14 protein-coding genes are annotated in these 20,867 nt (G+C 56.5%); 6 read left to right on the top strand and 8 right to left on the bottom strand.

From position 1 onward, the window contains the following. Positions 1–83 precede the first annotated feature (83 nt). From UH5x_RS00390 to UH5x_RS00380, 3 genes are read left to right on the top strand one after another with little or no spacing between them, the layout of a single operon-like run. Positions 84–2,033 carry an ICP22 family protein gene (locus UH5x_RS00390; protein WP_482634319.1) on the top strand — a complete coding sequence of 650 codons (1,950 nt, stop codon included), beginning with the start codon at positions 84–86 and terminating at the stop codon, positions 2,031–2,033. Positions 2,034–2,052: 19 nt separating this feature from the next. Then, a complete protein-coding gene (locus UH5x_RS00385) occupies positions 2,053–3,294 on the top strand; it encodes a hypothetical protein (RefSeq protein ID WP_482634318.1) in 1,242 nt (413 codons plus the stop codon). 30 nt (positions 3,295–3,324) lie between these two features. Then, entirely contained in the window at positions 3,325–3,549 is a 225-nt protein-coding gene (locus tag UH5x_RS00380) for a hypothetical protein (RefSeq protein WP_482634317.1), read from the top strand. Here UH5x_RS00380 and UH5x_RS00375 read toward each other — a convergent pair. Next, positions 3,539–4,588, bottom strand: a complete 1,050-nt coding sequence (locus tag UH5x_RS00375) for a hypothetical protein (RefSeq protein WP_482634316.1) — start codon at positions 4,586–4,588, stop codon at positions 3,539–3,541. The genes UH5x_RS00380 and UH5x_RS00375 overlap by 11 nt on opposite strands. A gap of 266 nt (positions 4,589–4,854) precedes the next feature. Between UH5x_RS00375 and UH5x_RS00370 the strand changes: the two genes are divergently transcribed. Next, entirely contained in the window at positions 4,855–6,207 is a 1,353-nt protein-coding gene (locus UH5x_RS00370; RefSeq protein ID WP_047814800.1) for a Gfo/Idh/MocA family protein, read from the top strand. A gap of 126 nt (positions 6,208–6,333) precedes the next feature. On the opposite strand, the gene nusG is transcribed toward UH5x_RS00370, so the two are convergent. Then, positions 6,334–6,888, bottom strand: coding sequence for a transcription termination/antitermination protein NusG (gene nusG, locus UH5x_RS00365; RefSeq protein ID WP_047814799.1), 555 nt, complete (start codon positions 6,886–6,888; stop codon positions 6,334–6,336). Positions 6,889–6,909: 21 nt separating this feature from the next. Then, positions 6,910–8,028, bottom strand: a complete 1,119-nt coding sequence (gene aroB / locus UH5x_RS00360) for a 3-dehydroquinate synthase (RefSeq protein ID WP_482634315.1) — start codon at positions 8,026–8,028, stop codon at positions 6,910–6,912. Between the two features lie 141 nt (positions 8,029–8,169). Here aroB and UH5x_RS00355 point away from each other — a divergent pair, with 141 nt between their 5' ends. Then, positions 8,170–8,853 carry a hypothetical protein gene (locus UH5x_RS00355; protein ID WP_482634314.1) on the top strand — a complete coding sequence of 228 codons (684 nt, stop codon included), beginning with the start codon at positions 8,170–8,172 and terminating at the stop codon, positions 8,851–8,853. Between the two features lie 222 nt (positions 8,854–9,075). Here UH5x_RS00355 and UH5x_RS00350 read toward each other — a convergent pair whose 3' ends face one another. Further along, on the bottom strand, positions 9,076–9,396 hold the full coding sequence (locus UH5x_RS00350) for a DUF1294 domain-containing protein (protein WP_482636091.1): 321 nt from the start codon (positions 9,394–9,396) through the stop codon (positions 9,076–9,078). 35 nt (positions 9,397–9,431) lie between these two features. Here UH5x_RS00350 and UH5x_RS00345 point away from each other — a divergent pair, with 35 nt between their 5' ends. After that, a complete protein-coding gene (locus UH5x_RS00345) occupies positions 9,432–11,639 on the top strand; it encodes an AAA domain-containing protein (RefSeq protein ID WP_047814795.1) in 2,208 nt (735 codons plus the stop codon). 27 nt (positions 11,640–11,666) lie between these two features. Here UH5x_RS00345 and UH5x_RS00340 read toward each other — a convergent pair whose 3' ends face one another. From UH5x_RS00340 to UH5x_RS00325, 4 genes are all read right to left on the bottom strand, one after another. Continuing rightward, complete coding sequence (locus UH5x_RS00340; protein WP_482634313.1) at positions 11,667–14,888, bottom strand: protein kinase domain-containing protein; 3,222 nt, start codon at positions 14,886–14,888, stop codon at positions 11,667–11,669. Positions 14,889–15,046: 158 nt separating this feature from the next. Further along, entirely contained in the window at positions 15,047–18,265 is a 3,219-nt protein-coding gene (locus UH5x_RS00335) for a protein kinase domain-containing protein (protein WP_482634312.1), read from the bottom strand. A 154-nt stretch (positions 18,266–18,419) separates the two neighbouring features. After that, positions 18,420–19,907 carry an aldehyde dehydrogenase (NADP(+)) gene (locus tag UH5x_RS00330; protein WP_482634311.1) on the bottom strand — a complete coding sequence of 496 codons (1,488 nt, stop codon included), beginning with the start codon at positions 19,905–19,907 and terminating at the stop codon, positions 18,420–18,422. Positions 19,908–19,925: 18 nt separating this feature from the next. Next, positions 19,926–20,747 (bottom strand): class I SAM-dependent methyltransferase, encoded by an 822-nt coding sequence (locus UH5x_RS00325; protein ID WP_236696267.1) that lies wholly within the window; start codon positions 20,745–20,747, stop codon positions 19,926–19,928. Between the last annotated feature and the right edge of the window lie 120 nt (positions 20,748–20,867).

Below are 20,867 nucleotides of genomic sequence, written 5' to 3'. Positions count from 1 at the left end.
CGCAGCCGTCGGGAAATCTGTGTCTGACACCCTTTCCTGAACCTTGCCCAGCGACGATCCCCGCGGATGGAAAATCCAATCCTATGAACAACGATTGCATGAACCAAGCTGACCGCACTCCCCCCACCGTTTCGACGCTCGGACGTGTTCAGATTCGGACCGTTTGTCAGTCCGCTTGTTTGCTGGTGCTGGCATCGACCATCGTGGTGATGTCGATTCCGGCGTCCCGGGCCTTGGCTCAATCATCCACGGGCGACGAAGTCACCACGCTGGCATCGCGTCAATCCAGCGTCGCAACCCGCTACGAGCGTCTGGAAGAACTGTTGCTCCGATTGGCGGACATGGAAGCCAGCGAAAACCCGGAACGCTCCGCGTTGCTCCGCCGCGTGGCCAAACAGTCCCGCGAACGTTTCGTCCTGGAGAAACTTCGCGGTGCAGGCAAGATGATTGGCGACGGCCAGCTGTCCAAAGCGATGACGGACCAGAAATCCGCCACCGATGAACTGCAGTCGATCTTGAAACTGCTGATGAGCGAAGATCGCAGTTCGCGAATTCGTGACGAGAAGAAACGCATTTCCGATTTGATCAAACAGCTTCGCCTGACCGAACGCAATGAACGCAGCGTTCGGGCTCGAACCGAAAACGGTGTCGAGATGAGCGAAGTTGAAAAAGAACAGAAGGCGATCGCGGAACGCGCCGAGCAACTCCGCAAAGAACTCGAGGACGAATTGCCCGAGTCGGAAGCAGAGGCTTCCGAGAGTGATTCACAAGCCGACCAAGAGAAGGGGGCCGATAGCGAGTCGGACAACAAGAGCGACCCGAAACAGGGTGAGCAAAAACCGGGTGAGCAGCCACCGGGTGAGCCAGAATCGGGCAAGCAAGAACCGGGGAAAGAAAGCAGTCGCGATCAGCCGAGTCAAAACAGCCCGCAAAACGATGGTTCCGAGAAGCCACCGGAAAACGGTGGTGAACCCAAGGATGCGTCGGAGAAAGGGGAATCACCCGAAAGCGAAAAGGAATCCACCGAGGGCGAGCCCTCCCCAGCGGAGTCTGCCAACAAAGAATCGGAGGGTGAGCAGTCACCGTCTGGCGAACAGCAATCGCAGGAAGCTCAAAAGTCATCGGAAGAACAACAATCCGGCGAACAACAATCTGGCCAGCAGCAGTCTTCGTCGCAACCACAGCCGCCCAAACCTCAGTCACCTCAGGAACAAGCCGAGGAACAACTCCAGCGTGCGATTGAGCGGATGAAAGAGGCTCAAGACAAACTGGCTCAGGACGACCGTGAAGAAGCGACCAAGCAACAGCGACAAGCCGAGGAGGAACTGCGTCGCGCGATCGATCGACTCGAAAAGATCCTCCGTCAACTTCGCGAAGAAGAAATGGAACGCGAACTGGCCAAGCTAGAAGCTCGCTTGCGAAAGATGGCAGCGATGCAATCCGCCGTGCTGGATCAAACCCTTCAACTGGCAAAGACCCCCGAAGTGCAACGCAACCGCGCCACCGACCTGAAGGCCGGTGACCTGGCATTCGAAGAGCAAAAGATCACCCTCGAAGCCGACCGCGCGATGCTGCTGCTGCGAGAAGAAGGCTCAAGTGTCGCGTTCCCGGAAGTCGTCTCCCAACTGCGGGAAGACACCGTGCGGGTTTCCACTCGTTTGGGGCAGAGCAAGATTGACTTGGTCACCCAAGGTCTTCAAACCGACATTTTGGCGGCGTTGGAGGAAATGATTGCGGCCTTAGCTCAAGCCCAACGTGACCTGGAAAAAAAGAAACAACAGGAACAACAGGGCGATGGCGGGGGGCAACCTTCGGGTTCTGGCGAAGAACCCCTTGTCCAGAAGTTGGCGGAGCTAAAATTGATTCGAACCATGCAAACTCGCATCCAGGGGTCCACGGACCGCTATGCTAGTTTGTCGGATGACAAAGCAACTTCTGCTGAAGATGTCTTGCCATTGCTCCGCGATTTGTCGCAAAGACAAGATCGGCTGTATCAGATCACACGCGATTTGGTGACCGAGCGGAACAAGTAGGGAACCACGTCCCGAGACCTTGATTGGACCATTGCTGATGAGAATTCGTTTCGCTGCTGCGATCTGGACCCTGGTGCCCGCTTCCTTTTCGGCGTCGCCAGCGATGGCCGAAATCGGTCCCCCAGCGGAACTCGCGATCGTCTCCACCGCAATCCAATCTTCGTTCTCAGCGAACGCTTCGCCCGATTTCATTCGTTCTGCTCCCGTTCAGATCATCCCCGAATCAGAAGCCGAACCACTCGGATCCAATTCGTCCCCCAACAACGGCCTGAAGAGTGGTGCCGATTGGCCACTGCGAGATTCAGACGAGATGGCACAGCAGCTTCGCGCTGCCCTGGATGCTCTCGGTGTGGCACCGGACCTGTTGGATCAAGCCGCTGAGAATTTCTTGGTGGGAGTTCAACGCGACGACATCGAGCCTCTCAACGCTTGGGTTGATGCGGCGTCCGAACAATTCGATGTGCTGTCCGACTTGATGAGTCGTTTGAATGGCGATTTGTTGACCACCGCTCGAGCGATGGATCCCAGTGGCCCCGATTACGCACTGGTGGAATCGATGCCCAACGAATTGCGAGCCGCCCTGCGGACTTGGATCGGCCGCGAATTGGTGCGGGCTCGTTACTACGACGAAGCCCTGCCAATCTTTGCCGAAGTCGATCCGATGGTCTGCCCGGATCCCGCGACGCTGCTGTTCTATCGCGGTGCGTGCTACCACGCCCAGTTGAAAATCAAAGACGCTTTGTCGGACTTGCGACGACTGCTGCAACGCAAAGAACAGATTCCTGCTCGCTACGCACGCACCGCCGAGATGATGGTCGCAGATATCAAACCGCTCAAGAAAGATTCCCTCGACGAAATTTCGCGTTTGATGAGCGATGTGACACGTCGCCTGGATTTAGGACGCGCCGACGAAGCCACCCAAGAACGTGAGCAAGAGGTCATCGATAAATTGACCAAGCTGATCGACAAGATCGAAGAAGAGCAGCAGAAGCAACAACAGCAACAGCAGCAGCAACAACAAAACGCCAGCGGAAACGGTGGCCAAAGCGACGGGCAAGCGTCCCCGATGGACGACAGTCGCATCGCCGGTGCGAGCGGCCAAGGCGACGCGGATCGCAAAAAAATTGACGACCAGAACGGCTGGGGAAATCTGCCGCCGGCCGAACGCCAGGAATCACTGCAGCAAATCAGCCGCGATCTACCAACGCATTATCGCGAGGCAATCGAAGCCTACTTCCGCAAATTGGCCACTCAGAAGTAAGCGACCTGTCGTCCCTACAGGACTTGATGCTTGCGTCGAACTCCGTTTCCATCGGCTAACGCCGATGGCTACAACCTGTCGCCACTTCGTGGCTATTTCTACCTCATGAATCCAGTTGTCCTCGGACTGACGTCCGATGGCGACAACATGCCGCCACTTCGTGGCTATTTCTACCTCGTGAATCCAGTTATCCTCGGACTGACGTCCGATGGCGACGACCGGTCGTCGCTTCGTGGCTGGTGCCTTAAATCTTGATCTTCGGCGGTGCTGGCAACTCTTCGATGGATCCATCGCCGCTTGGTTCAACGTCGGCGTTTGGTCGTTGCTCGTCAGGGCCGCTTGCTTCTACGGGCGAAGGTGCCAACGTTGGTTCGTTGGACATCGTTTCCTGCGGTTGTGAGGCGGGCGTGACCGCTGGGACGTCCGACTCAGGTAAGATCGATTGCGATTGTGAAAGGACAACGAGAGCATCCCGTGTTTCGGCGAAACCATCCAGCCTCGCGATGCGCCCCAGTTGGCCACTCGTTGTGACGCCTCGGTACGCTCGAGCGGCGGATTCAATCGTTGTCGCTGCTTCGCCGGTCATCGAACCGTCAGAGGTGACTTGGGCATTGTCGGTGACTTGCCGCAGCCCATCGACTTGCAAGTAGTCCCACCAAATGTCGCCGTCTTCGATTGTGTTCAACGCAGCGGCAAGACGTTCGACTCCGTCGCCCAACTGAGTCGCGACATCAAATGCGGGTCCGGGCGGTGGCGGGTAAGCCGCCACGACAGGATCCGATGAGTAAGCCAATCCGGACGGGGAAGCCAATTCAGGTGCGTAGGCCCGTTCAGGTGCGTAGTCCAGTTCAGATACGTAGGGCTGAGGTCCCGGTATGCTGAGTCGAAATCCAGGGGTGTTGATTTCAACACGCCCGACCGAGGGTGACCGATAGACGGGTGGAGCCACAACGATCGCGGGCGACGGGGGGAACGGAAGCACCGGAATGGCCGGGCCGATTGGGGCAGCGCCGCGATAGCGATAGAGCGGATCACGATAGGAACCCGGCCTCACGGGTGGTGGCCCGACCGGAACAACGGCCACGGGACCAGTTAAAAACGGGGGCGGCACAAGGTAGCCAGGAGCTCGGTAAGCAGGTCCATAGAATCCAAAGCCTGCGCCCGGCCCCCCACGGTAGCGGGCAACGGCAGGCTGAGCGTCCGCTGTCGGCGCAAAGACGCCGAATATTAAGGCCGAAGCAACTAAAAATCGCCGCATGTCACTGCTCTGTTCTCGTTGGAAGGAAAGATCCACTTGTCTTCATTTTAGTTCACAAAACCATTGACTTGCGGATCAAAATCAGTCGTCGGATGAACCCCGGTGTTTGATCTCGGGTATAATTGGCTCCATACCTCGACGCAGTTTGCCTGAACCTCAGCTTTTGACTCCCGGTTCGAGTCCTTGAAATGAAGCTGGTGTGGGTGGCCAGCGGTCTTGGATCCCACCTCGTTCCCAACCTCTCGCGGATGTCCTGACCCCATCGGGAACCGCTCAACACGTATTGCTACAGGAAGTCTCTGATGCCACAGCCGAAGCCCACCGTTTCCAAAGAAGCCAGTCGCACCATCGATGCGAGTCGTCGTTCGTTCCTCAAGGATTCAGGTCTGATCGCAGGGACCACGCTGGCCGGCACCACGCTCGCAGGCGTCTCCATTCCCAACGCTCATGCCGCTGGTGACGATGTCATCCGCTTCGTCGTGATCGGTTGCGGTGGTCGTGGCACCGGAGCCGCTGCCAACATCATGTCCACCAAAGGCAACGTGAAGTTGGTCGCCGTGGCCGATGCGTTCGGCAACAAAGCAGAAGGAACGATCAACGGTCTGACTCGCAAGTTCGGTGACAAAGTTGCCGTTCCACCCGAGAACGTCTTCACGGGATTGGACGGCTACAAAGCAGCCATCGACGTTGATTGTGACTTGGTCGTCATCGCAACGCCTCCCGGATTCAAACCGCAACAGTTTGAGTATGCGGTGAACAAGGGACGGCACATCTTCATGGAGAAACCCGTTGCCACCGATGCTGCTGGCGTCAAACGTGTTTTGAAAGCGGTCGAAGAGTCGAAGAAGAAAAACCTGATGGTTGGCGTTGGTCTGCAACGTCGTCACGAACCTCATTACATGCAGTGCATCGAACGCATTCACGATGGTGCGATCGGCGACGTGCTCTCGCAACAGGTTTACTGGAACGGTGGCGGCATCTGGTATCGCAACAAGGGCGAAGACCAAAGCGAAATGGAATTCCAGTGCAACAACTGGTACCACTTCAACTGGATCGGCGGCGACCAAATCTGTGAGCAACACATCCACAACTTGGACGTCGGCTGCTGGGTCAAAGGCGAGTACCCCGTCGAGTGCAACGGCATGGGCGGTCGTGAGCAACGCATGGGTGGCGATGCGACCAAGTCGCAAATCTTTGACCACACGTTCTGCGAATACACCTTCGCTGACGGATCCAAGATGCACAGCCAAGGCCGCCACTTGGCCGGCGGTTGGAACCACGTGGGCGAGTTCGCCATCGGTTCCAAGGGTTCCGCCAACCCATCGGGCGAAATCATGGGCGAGAACAAATGGTCCTTCGAAGGCAAACGCCTGAACGGTCACCAACAAGAGCAACACGATTTGATCGAAGCTCTGATGCGTGGCGAGATCTACAACGAAGGCGAGTACGGAGCGAAATCGACGTTCTGCGCCATCCTCGGTCGCGAAGCTTGCTACTCCGGCAAGATCGTCAAATGGGACGACTTGATGGAAAAGGGCAAGGACCTCTGCCCAGGAATCGACGAGTACACCCTCGAGTCGACTCCTCCAACCGTTCCCGGCGAAGACGGCAAGTACCCCGTCCCAACGCCAGGCAAGTACTCACCATTCGCGTGAGTTTAAGCCACTCTTTGGCAGCCTGACGCAGGGCACGCCAACGGAATCTCAAAGCCGCCCGAGAGTTTTCTCTTGGGCGGCTTTTTTTGAGTCCTCAGGTCCGATTTCCACCGAACGACTGACGCTTCAAACGATCTTCTCAACCTGGCAGTCTTCGAGTTTCACGCTCACGCCTTGTTGCATGAACCGAACGTAGACCAGCAAACGAGATTCGTTCTCGCGGCGAATGACAGTTCCCTCGTAGCCCGCAAAGGTGCCGTTTTTCACGCGAATTTTTTGGCCGGGTTCAAGTCGGCTCTCAATCGTCAGGGGCACGCCCATCTCAATCAAGTTTTGGATTTGCCGAAGGTCGTCCAAAAGATCCGGCACCTCGAGGATTTCAGACGCTTTCAACACGGACCCGGTGCAGATCGCCTCATAGCGAGCCTGGTCATCTCCTCGCAGAAAGACATACGTTGCGAACAACGGCACAAAGGATTCACGCAATCGCCCGGCTGGCGAACGAAAACGCTGCTTGATCATCGGCGCGTAGTGCGGCACACCCACCTCACGAAGCTTGCGAATCACCGCCTTTTCTTGGCGTGACTTCGTGTACAGCAACCACCAAGGTGAATCGAGTGACTCCTCTTGGTCGATCAGATTTTCCGGGTAGCAATCGGGTTCAAAAGGCAGAATGGGCATCGAAGTGACAGCGTCCGTGAGTCAGAGATGAGCCGAATGGATCGCCGCGATGACTTTGTCCGTGGGAACATCGCCGACCATCGCGACATGCCCGATCCGGTCAGGCAAAACGAAACGCAGCTTTCCGTGTGACACTTTCTTGTCATGCGACATGACAGGCAGCATCCGTTCCGGATCCGCGTCTTTCCATACCAGTGGCAATTTCGCAGCGGACAACACCGCCGTTTGTTCTTCTAGCAAAGATGGGTCGCAGAGTTCCATGGCGATGGCCAAATGAGCGGCCATTTGCATCCCGATCGAAACCGCTTCGCCGTGCAGACACACTCCATAGCCTGCGGTGGCTTCGATCGCATGTGCAAACGTGTGCCCATAATTCAAGATCGCTCGCCGGCCGGATGTTTCACGCTCGTCTTCGGCGACCACGCGAGCTTTTGATTCGCAGCTTTTCCCAATCGCATAGCGCAGCGTCTCGGGATCCTTCTCGATCATTCGCGAGGCATTGGTTTGCAACCAGCTGAAGAAATCCGCGTCTTCGATCACGCCATACTTGATGACTTCCGCCATCCCACTGATGAAATCCCGATCGGGCAAGGTTGAAAGCGACTGCGTGTCGATCCAAACCATTTGCGGCTGCCAAAAACTGCCGACCATATTCTTGCCGCCGGGCAGGTTGATCCCGGTCTTGCCGCCGACGCTGCTGTCGACCATCGAAAGCAGTGTCGTGGGAACTTGCACGAACCTCAATCCACGAGTGAACGAGGCAGCAGCAAACCCAGCCAAATCGCCCACGACCCCGCCACCCACCGCAACGACAACGCTGCGACGATCTGTCCCTGATTCCAACATCGTGTTCCAAATCGACTCCAGCTGCGAAACCGATTTGCTGGTTTCGCCCGACGCGATTGTGATGCTGGTGATGCGAATGTCAGCCTGCGCGAGCTGTTGCTCAATCGACCTGGCAATCGTGTTCGCCACGGCAGCATCGTGAATCAGAACCACGTGCGTGCAGTCGCCCACGGCGTTTTGGAAGTGCTTGGCAAAATGAGATGACTCGGCCGAGTCGGTCAGCCCCGTGGTGATCCAAATCGGGTAACTGCGTTCGCCAAGCGAGACTTCGATTGCTTCAATCGGTGCGGTCATGAGGTCGATGGGTTGGGGCAAAGTTGGTTGCACGGTTAGGATAGTGTAGCCGGTGAGCCGTTTTCACGGCATGCCTCCGCGGGCCTCCCAATCGTGGACTGGTTCTGCTGCTTTGTGTCTCTCACGAATTGTTTTTCTTTGATGAACGAAAACGAGTCGCCCGCCGCGGATCCTCATGCGGACAAATACAACGACCCGCGGGTCGTCGTCACTCGTGGCCAAATCGTGGGCTTGGTGGCCATCGTTGTGGTGGGTGCGATCGTTGCCGTTCTCAGCATCGCTGCTCGACGAACCAAGCTGGTCAAAACAACCGAATTCTGGGGGCCTGAGGTGATCACCGCGATTCAGTTGGGCGACCACGTCGAGCTGATCCCGGGACCGGGCGCCCATTTCAAGCAAGTCGAACTGACCGCGTTCCCGGGACTTGGGCACCTTCGCAAAGCGTTGTTGGAACAAACCCATTACCAATGGGCGACAGTGAAACCGTTGTCCGTCGAATCCTTGGTGACCGATTCCGCCGCTGACATCGAACCGGACCAAGCGGTGGAAGCGTCCGCGGCCGTAGCCGATGAAGACGCCGGCCAGCCAATCGTCGTTCGACTGGAATTTTCAGACCCCCACTACAAACGAGTCCCCCCCGCATCGATCGATCTCGAATTGGCCAGCGGAACCATTGGCCCGGCCGATGGATCCAAGCGAGTGATGGTCACCGATCGTGTTCGCCCCGCACTGCGGCACCAATTGGGGTTGCTGATGAAGGTCAGCGAACTGCGGTACGGCCAACGAAAAGTTGCCGAAGACGAAGCGGCCCAATCGACGGAGTGATGGACTCCGTCGCAGCGGCCTGTCTCGGTGGAACAACCTGCCCCGCGAGGTCATTCTGCTGAACGGCTTCCTCAACGCCAAGGTCATCGCTTTGGAAATGGAGTCCGAAACCAATTGGTTGGGCCAACAGCCAAGCCCCCCCCAATGCAGCGGATCAAATTTGGCAGATGCTGCTCACCGCCAGATAAATCGATGTGCCGAGCGGTCCGCAACTTTCAAATTTCAGCGCAACCCCGCCCACAAAATCGCGACGACTGCGAGAACGTGAATGACCGCGGCCACCACGAATTGGATTCGATACGAGACCTTGGCTGTCTTGTGCCTGAGTTTCTGTCCGGCGAGGTAACCGCCTGGCCATCCGCCCAAGACGCTGGCCAGCAACAAGGTCTTTTCAGGGATTCGCTGGGTCCCGGCGCGAGCGGCTCGTTTGTCGATCCAGTAGAAAACCGCGGTCAAGACACTGGCAAAAAACGTTTCAGCGGCGATGATGAGTGCGAGCGTCACGGACAGTTTCTCCGAAGGCGTGTTCCATTCCCGCGGTATCTGGCCGCGGGTTCGTTCTCACGATTGTTCTTCGCATGTCATCACGTTCACGGAAAGCCCGCTCCAAAGCCAAGTCCCAACGAGAAGGCAAAACCGCGTTCAAAAACTCCGATGCCGGTTCGTTCGGCGATGGAATCCTCTCCGGTGGCAAGAACAATGGCTCCGACTCGTCCAAGGTTGGTCTGGCAAATCTGAACGTCCCGTATCCCGAGGGATTGCCGACCGATCGCCCGCTCGATCCAGAAGACTACTTCGAACAACTCGCCATTTGGTTGGATTTGGAAGCCGAGGCCGAACGAGCCCGCCTCGCCAAACTGCGTCAGATTCGGTCTCAGCGTGACGCCGAAAGCACCGGCCAAGCCATCGTGGGTCTCGACATGGTCGACTACCACACCGGATTGGCAGGACGCTACCTGCTCGACCTGGCCAAACCGGGCGGAAAAGACCTGCCCATGAACCGGTTGAAGGTCGGATCCCCAGTCGTTCTGTCGATGGACGACGATCCCTCCGATCAAGGCATCGCGGGTGTCGTTAGCCGTCGAAAGAACCACTCGATCCAAATCGCGACCGACACGTTTCCAATTCGAGATCAAGACGATCTGAAAAAAAAGAAGGGCGTTGGCAAGCATGGGAAATCGGTTCAACGCCCTGCCGTCGTTTCCGACCGCTTCCGCTTGGACATGTCGCCGGACGAGACCACACGTCTACGGCAGCTCGCCGCGATGGCCCGAGCTCAAGAAATTCGCGGCCGCTCGGGAAAACTTCGCGACGTGTTGCTGGGCATCAAAACACCGCGTGTTGATGGCAACCCAATCGACACGCATGACATCGATCCCGAGAGCTTTCAGTTTGAACTGAACGACATTGACTTTCGAACCGAGCTCAATCCCCCCCAACGCGACGCCGTCGCATTTGCGATGATGGCCGATGACGTGGCGATCATCCATGGTCCGCCCGGCACCGGAAAAACCACCACGATCGCCGAAATCATCGCCCAGTCGGTCGAACGTGGCGAACGTGTCCTGGCCTGTGCGGCCAGCAACACCGCCGTCGACAACCTGCTGGAACGCTTGGTTCGATTGATGCCCAACGTGGTTCGCGTCGGTCACCCGGCTCGCGTCTTCGAATCACTGCAAGAGCACACACTGGATGCACTGGTTGAATCGGATCCGACCAGCACGGTGATCAAAGACCTGCGCCGAGAACTCGATCAAATTCTGCGAGAAGCCAACCGCCCGATCCGCGACAGTGGCGGCCGAGAACGCAAGCAGCGAGCCGAGCTGTTCAATGAAGCAGGACGACTTCGTGGGATGATTCGCTCTCAAGAACGCAGCATCGTTCGTGCCGTGATCGACCGCGCCGATGTGATCTGCACCACAACCACCATCGATGAAGAATTGCTCAGCGATCAGTCCTTCGACTTGGTCGTCGTCGATGAATCCTGCCAGTGCACCGAACCGGGAATGTGGCAAGCGATTCTGCGGGCCGATCGGTTGATTCTGGCCGGTGATCACTGCCAATTGCCACCCACTGTGTTGTCTGACGACGCCGCGCGAATCGGCATGCGTGATTCGTTGATGCAGCGTTTGGTGCATCGGTACGGTGAGCAAATCTATCGCCGCCTGACCGTGCAGTACCGCATGAACGAATCCATCATGCGATTCAGCAGCGATCACTTTTACGACAGCACCTTGATCGCGGATGCCTCCGTCAAACGGCATTTGCTGTGCGACCTGCCGGACGTCGAAGAAAGCGACTTCACCCGCGAACCATTGTTGCTGATCGACACCGCCGGTGCCGGCTACGAAGAAGAATTGGAACCGGACGGGCAAAGCAAACTGAACCACGGCGAAGCCAAGGTGATCCTACAAATGGTCAAACAGCTTGCTGACGCGGGAGTCACCGGCGACCAAATCGCGGTGATCGCGCCGTACGCCGCCCAGGCTCGCAACTTGCGAATGCGACTAGATCTGGATGGAATCGAGATCGACACCGTCGACGGATTCCAAGGACGCGAAAAGGAAGTGGTCCTGATCACGATGACTCGCAGCAACCCCGATGGCGAGATTGGATTCCTGTCCGATCAACGCCGTAGCAACGTGGCACTCACACGAGCCAAACGGAAACTGATTGTGGTCGGTGACAGTGCGACGCTCTGCCGCCACGACTTCTATTCGGAACTGTTCCGCTACTTCGAGGACGCGGGTGCCTACCACAGCGTCTTCACGCTGGACGAACACTGATTCATCACATCAGTCGCTCCCGTTGGATCAATCCAATCCTATGGCCCGACGTTGTTCGGCCAGCCTAGCCCGAGACTGTTTGGTAAGTAACAGTTCCGCGGGTGATTGTCTCGAGGTGACCATCAATAGATCGGTGTCACCAAGAAGGTGCAGATCGTTTTCTAAGTGCCTCCCAGTCGGAAGCATTCCCATTTCGCGTTCGCTCGACAAATCCCAGAACCGTATCAATCCCTCTTCACCGGTTGTGGCCAGCGTTCGTCCACGATCTAGAAAAATGGTGTCAGCGATCGGTTTGGAATACCCTCGCAACACCGCGATCGTCTCGTTCTGCGGATAGCTGCGAACCTCCACCAATCGATTGTCGAACACCACCGCAATCCGGCTGGCGGTGGCATCAAAATCGACTCGCACGTATCGCACCGCCGCCGTGGACGATGCTTCGAAAACGGAGACGATCGAATTCTCGTAGGTGCAAAGCATGTTGGACGCTTTGATCATCAGGGCATCGCTGCCCGGAATATTCAGCAGCAGACTGTTGTTGTCGCTCGGAAGATCATGGGTTTCAACGAGTGAATAGTCCACCGCGTCGTAAACCAACAACTGTTTGCTCAACAGCACACACAGTTTCCCCTCGACGAACTTCACGTCGCTGATCGATTCTGTTTCGTACGGCGGAATGATTCGAGCAAGCAACTCAGACGACGCCACGTCGCGGACTTCGACTTCGTCACTGTTCGCGATGGCGATCTTTGACGCACGCGAATCGCAGCCAAACTGAAATCCCCATTCCTTTAAATCGCACTTGATCGGCAACATTCGATTCAAATCCCGTCTGGGGTCGTAGTGCCAAACACTGTTGTCGTCCAACCTCAAAAAGACATCGAATGGTCGCTCATGGTGCGAATACGAATTGATGATGTGAGCGGTCACAAACGTGCGTCCCACAGGGTTTGGACGAACCGGCAATTTGTCAGTCAAGTCCCATAGCCGAACCTGGCCGTCTTCGCCGGTTGTTACGATCCGTGCTGAATTGTCATTTGCGGGGATCACCTGAATGCTGCTGATTTGACCTTCCGCTGCTTGGAAGATCATCGGCGGCTGAAAATCGCCCGACTCCGTTCGGTTGATCAGTGTCCACGCGTAGACCAGCCCATCATCGGTTCCTGCAAACATGTCTTCGCCATCAGCGGAAATGGCGACACAACGAACCGGAGCATTCAAGGCAAAAGCTTGAGCGAAATGGCTTTCGTTGGTGGAATCCGCGACCTTGATATATTTGTTGCCAAAGGCCACCGTGCGATACGGATCACCGGCTGGCTGCACGATGGAAAACTGAAGTGTTTCACCTTCAATCGGGATGCGAGTTTCCTGATCGGTATCGAGGTCGATGGCATGCAGCAAACGTTGTTTGCCAACCTCTTTCACGTAGGCGAGTGTATGACCGTCCCCCGCAAACTGCAGCGATTCGTTTCGCGATCCGCCATGTACCGTTTTGACCGCCGTTCCATCCAGACGATGAACCTGAACATCGCGATACCGCCCCGCCGTCGCGAAAAGTGTTCCGTCGGAAGAGAACGCGGCGGATTCGATGTTGTGCCAGTGCCCGAGCAATCCAAGCGTCTCGGTTCCTGTCGCGATCTCACGAAGCGTGATCGAGTTGAAGCCCACGTCGCCGTTCAGACCAGTCAGAAAATGTTTGTTGTCCGGACAGATCGCAATCGCGTCGAGACGTCCGGACAGTTGGTAGCGATGTGTGAGTTTTTCCGATTGCAAATCGATCACATGGACCTCGCCATCTTTGCTGACCGAGATCGCAAATTGCCCGTCTCGCGAAACTGCGACCTCGGTCGCTGGCGAGTGGTGCTGGGTCAATAGTTTTGACGGCGGAGGCGTGACCAAGTAGTCAAGAATTTCAAAAGCAAATCGGCTGGATCCGGCTTCCTCAGGTTTCGGCCGATGTTGATCGAGCAGTTCCTTGGTGGCCTTCAGGTTGTGCCCGTTGTAGGCCTGGAATGCCAACGACATGTCCGACACATACAGTTGTTCTCGCAACTGTGCTTCGCGGGATTCCAGTTCCAGGTTGGTCTCGATCAACTCGTCATTGCTCTCCGCGAGTTTTTTGTTCACTCGCGTGAGTTGCTCTGAATGCATGGCCTGCATCCCCAACACGGTCATGACCAGAGAGATCGCACCGATCAATGTCGCCAAGGTCACCAAAGGGTTGCGCCGGCCCCATCGCAGCGAACGTTCGGACCAGCCAGGCATTTTCGCCTGAACGGATTCGCCAGCTGCGAAGCGACGAAGATCTTCGGCAAATTCCTCAGCAGTGGAATATCGCGAGTCAGGCGAACGCGACATCGCCTTGCAGATGATGGCTTCGAGTGGACGTGGCAGGTCGCCGCGAACGCTGCCAGGAGTGACGAGGCTGCCATTGGCAACGTTGGCCAATATTTGATCACGACTGCCTTGAAAGGGCCGTCGCAAAGTTGCCCACTCGTACAAAGTGGCTCCCAAACTGTAGATATCAGATCGACGGGTGATGTCGGTCTGCGATCCGAAGGTTTGTTCCGGGCTCATGTAAGCCGGTGTGCCCAGAATAGCGCCACTGAGCGTGAGCGCCGTGTTTTGATCTTCGATCAGCGCCAATCCAAAATCTGTCAACCAGATCTTCCCCTCGCGGTCGAAGAGCAAATTCGATGGTTTGATGTCTCGGTGAATCACTCGCTCGTTGTGAGCAACCTGCAGCGCGTCGGCAATGTCAGCAATCGATTCGGCGATGAGCTCAAACGAAGCCGTTGCGGTTCCAGCACGATCGCATTCGGTGTCAGCCGTTTCGCATTCATGAGTCGAGTCCATGGAGAACTCTTGCGATTCATGCTCGCCGGTGGCTTTCAAAATGCGGTCGGCGAGCGTTGGCCCATCGATGTAGCGCATCACCAGGTACTGCATTCCCCGCTCGACGCCAGAATCCATCAGCGGGACGATGTGTTCGTGTCGCAGTTCCTGAATCAGGTTTGCTTCGCGTTCAAACCGCCGCCGCATCCTGACCTGCTTTGAAACTTGGTGCTGCAACAACTTCAACGCGACGTTCTGCCCCGTCGTGATGTCCTCCGCCAGGTAGACCTCGCCCATTCCTCCCGAACCGAGCGTTCGGATGATTTGGTAGTTGCCAAAATGTTGGGTTGGCGTACCGGCTTGATCGTCCTCGCTCCTGGCTGCTTCCGTCGGGGCGTCGTTTGGCGAATTCACTTCGTGTTGGACTCAATGGATCGAAGGGCAGGGAGTGTCTGACAAGCGATGATTCTTCGCACCGACAACTAAGACCGAAGGGATCATCACCGAAAAGAGTTCGAAACTGCCTCGATCGCAACAGCATTGTTCACAGACTCCAGTCGGATTTCATCTGCTCATTTTTCCTCCGTTTGCAAGAGAGGCGAGAGTTTTGCTTGACTTCGGTCGGTCACCCAAAGCTCCATCGGTGCTGCAGCAGACGTTGCCAGCAACATATCAGCCTCCTTGAAATAGTGCAGGCAGTTTGAATCGTGTGTTCCAGTCAACAGGGATCCCATTTCACGCTCGCTCGCGATGTCCCAGAACCGAACGAGTCCTTCTTCGCTGGTCGTCGCAACCGTCATGTCGTTGTCCATGAACGAACAATCGCTCGGGTGCCGAATATGCCCTCGCAACACAGCGAGAGTCTCGCCTTCAGGGAAGGAACGAATTTCAATCAGCCGATTCAACCGGATGATCGCCATTTGTTTCCCGCGTGAATCGAAGACCACTCGATCGAAATAGTCAGCTGCTGAGCCCGCGTTTTCAAGGAGACTCGCGGACATGCCCTCCAATTTGCACAACGCCCGTTCGGTCACGACCAACAAGGCGTCTTCCGACGGGATGCGGGTCAACGAGTTGGCGTTGTCCACTGGCAGCGTGATCGTACCTACCAATGAATAATCAGGAAGGTCGTAGACCAACACTTCCTCGGTGTAGAGAACATACAAACGCTGCCCCAGGTAATGAAGTCCACGGCAGTTTCTCTCCAAATCTGGACTCGGAATCGTCTTGATGAGACGCCTTGATTCGACGTCGTAGACACTCAGTTCGGTGTCCGTTGCGACCGCGATCGTAGAGGCGTCTTCCGTGACTGCGATCTCATCCGTGCCGCGAATGGGTTGGTGTGCGATCACTGAGAGTCCCCGCAATTCTGTTTGCGGGTTGTAGTGAACGACGGCGCCACCATTCATTCGAAGGAAGACATCCGACGATCCGTGGTGGGGCGTCGCCAACTTTAAAACGGACGTCCATGGATAGGGAACTTTCGGGTGCGATGGACGAATCGGCATCTTTTCTTGGGTGTCCCAAAGAATGACGTTTCCGTCTTCAGCCGACGTCACAAACCGAGGCATTTCGGATTCTTCTGGCACCGTCGCGATCTCATAGATCCGACCGTTGGCGGCCGGCACCAGCAAAGGACGAAACAATTGGTTGTAGACGTCTCGGTCTTTCAATCGCCACACATAGACGGATCCTTCATCCGTGCCACTGTAGATCATCTCTCCATCGCGGCTGATCGCCACGCAACGGAACACCGCATTGAAATGATTCACTTTCACAAACGGAGCGGATTGATCGGAATCGGAAACAGAAAGGGAGCCGTAGCCCTGTGTCACGATTCGAAATGGATTCGACTTGCCGCGAGGATGAGCGATTGCAAACTGGGCCGTCATCACGTCGGTCGGGATCACTGTCTCGTCTTCCGTGTCCAGATCTCGCACTCGGACTTCGTGACCGGCTTGCGATTTTTGGACATAAACCAATCGGTGACTGTCTTCGAGGAAACGCAGCGACTCATTTCGGGATTGTGCGTCAAACGAGTCGATCACGTTTCCGTCCGTGTCATGCACCTGGATTTGTCGGTACCGGTCGGCCGTTGCAATCCACTTCCCATCGGATGAGAAGGTTCCGGATTCCATTGAATGCCAATGCCCCAGCAACCCCAGAACTTCTTCGCCGTTGTCAACGCGGTGCATTTTGATCGGGGTGAACCCGATCGATTCATTCAGACCGGTTAGAAAAAACTGCTTGTCCGGGCTGATTGCAATGGAATCGAGCCGTCCCGGCAACGAATACTTGTGGAGCAGTTGTTTCGTCTCCAGATCCACCACATGCACTTCGCCGTCTTCACTGGCGGACACCACCAGTTTGCCATCTTCCGAAACCGCAACAGCGGTGGCAGCCGCCTGGTGCTTGGTCAGCAAAACCGAAGAGGGCGGCGTGGCAAGGTAGTCCAACAGCTCCAACGCGAATCGCCGAGATCCAAACGGCACCGACTCTTCCCGATGCTTGTCCAACAACTGTTTGGTCGTGATCAGGTTCTTCGCCGCGTAGGCTTGGAAGGCAAGCGACATGTCCGAGATAAAAAGCTGATTGCTGAGCTCGGCTTCTCGGGCTTCCAACTGCAAGTTCGACGTGATGAGATCATCGTTGCTCTTCGCCAATTGCTCGTTGATGCGGACCAACTGACCGGAATAGATCGCTTGCATTCCCAACACCGCGACCACGGTCGTGATCACTCCGAGAAAAGACGCCAAAGCGACCAACGGATTTCGCTGGCTCCAACGGAACAAACGCTCCGTCCAACCTGGCATTTTTGCCATGACAGGTTTGCCGTTCGCAAACCGTCGAAGGTCGTCGCCAAAGGCAGCCGCGGTGGGATAGCGAGCCTCTGGCGAGCGAGACATCGCTTTGCAAATGACGGCTTCCAGTGCCAGCGGAAGATCAGCACGAAGACTCCGCGGTGTCGCCAAACTGCCTTGAGCAACATTGACCAGCACCTGTTCTCGGTTGCCGCTGAACGGACGATGCAGCGTCGCCCATTCATAAAGCGTCGCCCCCAAGCTGTAGACATCCGAACGACGGGTGACTTCGGAATGCGACCCCAGCGTTTGCTCGGGACTCATGTAAGCGGGGGTTCCCACCAAGTCGCCTGTCATGGTCAACGCGGTTTGCTCGTCTTCCAAGAAAGCCAAACCAAAATCGGTCAACCAGATCTTGCCATCGCGATCGAGCATCAAGTTGGACGGCTTCACATCGCGGTGAATGATCTTCTGAGAATGCGCGAAGTGCAATGCATCCGCGATATCGGCAATCGAGTTCGCTATCGATTGAAAATTGGTTGCCTGGTCATCGGACACCGCTTGAGTCGGTGTCAGAACGGCCGTCTCCAATTGCGAAGCGTCCCCCGCTGCCATCGACTGTTCGATTCCCTTCTGTTCCAGAATCAAATCCGCCAGGGTTTTGCCCTCGATCAAGCGCATCGCCAAAAATGGCACGCCCGTTTCTTCTCCCGTCTCTAGCAGTGGCACGATGTGCTCATGATCCAGTCCTTGAATCAATTGAGCTTCGCGTTGGAATCGTCGCCGGAAACGCTGTTGGTTGGCGACATGATGCCGCAACATTTTCAACGCAACCGTTTGCTGCGTCGTGGTGTGCTGAGCTAAATAGACTTCGCCCATCCCGCCCGTCCCGAGCGTACGGACAATTTTGTAGTCGCCAACGTGATTGACGAGGCTTTCTTCGGACGTCGAAGTGCGAACTTCGGTTGGATCTTCGGATGGGGAAGGCACAGGCTGGATGCCGAACGCTTATTCAATGGAGTCGTTTGTCAGATCACATCAATTACAACTGCGTATTCTAGTCGATCCGAGCGACTTTTCAGAGCAGGAAAGATCGCTTTCGCCCCGATTGAAAACGTTCCTTTCCCGGTCCCCCAGGCGGGACTCATGGACCCGAGCGTTTCGCTAACATCACGTCCTCAGGCCAGTTCTGAAAACACAACGGTCGAACGAACCGTTCCAAACTGGCGTGCCCGACGGAGGTGCTGCGACCATCCAGACTGGCGGGAAACGGGCCGCCATGCTGCGTCGCGGAACCAATCTCCATTCCCGTCGGCCAACCGTTGAGGATGATCCGGCCACCAAAGCGTTCTGCGATGCGGCGCCAACACTGCGCAAACTCATTCTCAGACGTCTCGGCGTGCAGTGTCGTGGTCAGTGACCCATGGAACCCTTCGGCTACCCGCAACATTTCCGCTTCCCCCCGACAGCGCACCAAAATCGAAACCGGACCAAACGTTTCGCTGTGCAGCCACCGCTCACGAATCGCGGTCTCCGCATTCATGCCAAACCAGTGAGCCCCCCGATGCCAGGGGCCTTCTGTTTCGATTGCTTCGGCAACGAACAAGGAATCCACCTCTTTGGCTGCTCGAAGCTGTTCAATCCCGCGATCAAACGCCTCCGCCACAGGACCACTCAACATGGGAAGGTTCGGCTGTTTGGCAAAGATACCCCGAGTTGCTGCAATGAACGCGTCAGCATCCCGCTCTTGAATCACCACCACACCAGGCTTGGTGCACATGTGACCGTTGCCAAATCTCAGCGATCCGGCAAAGCCTTCCGCGATCGCCTTTGCTCGAACGGCCATCGCGTCCGGGGTGATAAAGACCGGATTGGTGCTGCCCAATTCCGCGAAAATGGGAATCGGGTTTTCGCGGTCCAAGATTGCCTTCGCCAGAGCCCGGCCACCTTGAGGACTGCCGGTGAACCCGACCGCGGCGATCGCGGGATGAGAGATCACACGGACCGACGTTTCCGGGGTTCGCCCATGCAACAATTCAAACGTTCCCAAGGGCAGCTTCAACCGCTTCACGACTTCTTTGACGGCGTTGCCAAGCAGTTCGCAGGTGCCCGGATGGCTGGGATGCGACTTCACAACCACCGGATTCCCCGTGGCAACCGCAGCGACAAAATCATTGCCAATCACCGAGATCGCCAACGGAAAATTACAGGCACCAAACACCGCCACAGGCCCAACCGGAACAAACCGCCGCGTCATGCTGGGTTTGGGAAATGGTTTGCGATCCGGATCCGCCGCTTCCGAGGTCACGCGGTCCCAAGGTCGCTCGACCGCCAATCGAGCGAAAAGATCCAGTTGCCCCATCGCTCGATCAAATTCGCCTTCCACACGAGCATTCAAATATCCCGTTTCCAGTTCGCAGCGGGACACGATTTCCTCCCGTCGCGATCGAATCTCGGTCGCCACCGCGGAAAGGAATTCGCCGAGCTGATCGGGCGTCAATTCGCGGATCTGGACTGCGGCCTCGGCGGCTCGTCCGCAGGCAAAATCAATTTGCGCGGCGGTCGCTTCGGCAAATTCACCGGGAAGGAACTCGCCGGTCGCGGCGCAGGTGGCTTGGAATGCGTGCGTCATCAGGGTCGCTTCAGAAAATTATTGTTTTCGGAGAACAAACACGGCGTCGGTCAGGTCGTTGTCCATTTCTCGCTGATGTTCGATTTCATAGTCAAAGTCATGGACACCGACGATTTCCAGCTCATCACGGACGGACTTCAACATCGTGACGGCTTGTTTGGGAGTGTAAAGCCGCAGCGGAAACTCACTGCGGACTCGCTCGACAGTTCCGTTTTTTCGAGTGGCTTTGATCGAAACGCGAAGTGTTTCACGTCGTTTGCGTCGCTGAAAATCCACCACTTTCAAAGTCACGCTGATGTTCGTGCCCCCATGGGACGCTTTCCAACGCTCGATGCAGTCCGGATCCGCGTCCATCGGAATGCAGTGAAACCCGAGCACGTAAATCCCGCCAGTTCGCAAAGAGGCCGCCACCGCTCGCAGATGCGCGACCGCTGCGTCTTCATCCATCATGTGACGGAACGTGTTGAACGTGCAAAACGCGGCATCCACGGGGGGCGAACACACGTGAGACGTCATGTCGCCATTGATCAGCTCGGCCGACAATTTTCGACGTTGCAATCGGCGCTGCAGATAAGCGAGCATCGCGTCGTTGTTATCCAACCCAATGACGTCGTACCCGCGGGCTGCCGAAGCGGCCACCAAACGACCGCTGCCACAACCGGGTTCATAAACCCGCGAAACGGTTCCGGTCGCGTAACGCTGGTACGCCTCGTCAAAGAATGCCATTTCGGTTGCCGTTTCGTCACGGAACACCATGTCAAAGTACTGAGGCCGATCGTACCAATCGATCGTCGCGGTGGAGGCTGGTTTGCGTGGCTTGGTCGAAGGGCTCTTTGTCACGGGGCAAGGCGAGGGGGCATGAGGTGATTTCGTCAGAAATGAATGAAATTTGTTTCAGACCCTGCGGTCTGGGTGACGACTGTAACGATTAGACGGCGTGTCCGCATTCTCCCACTTGTT

It is taken from the genome of Rhodopirellula sp. UH5 (assembly GCF_056839225.1).
This window is presented reverse-complemented; position numbering and strand designations above follow the sequence as displayed.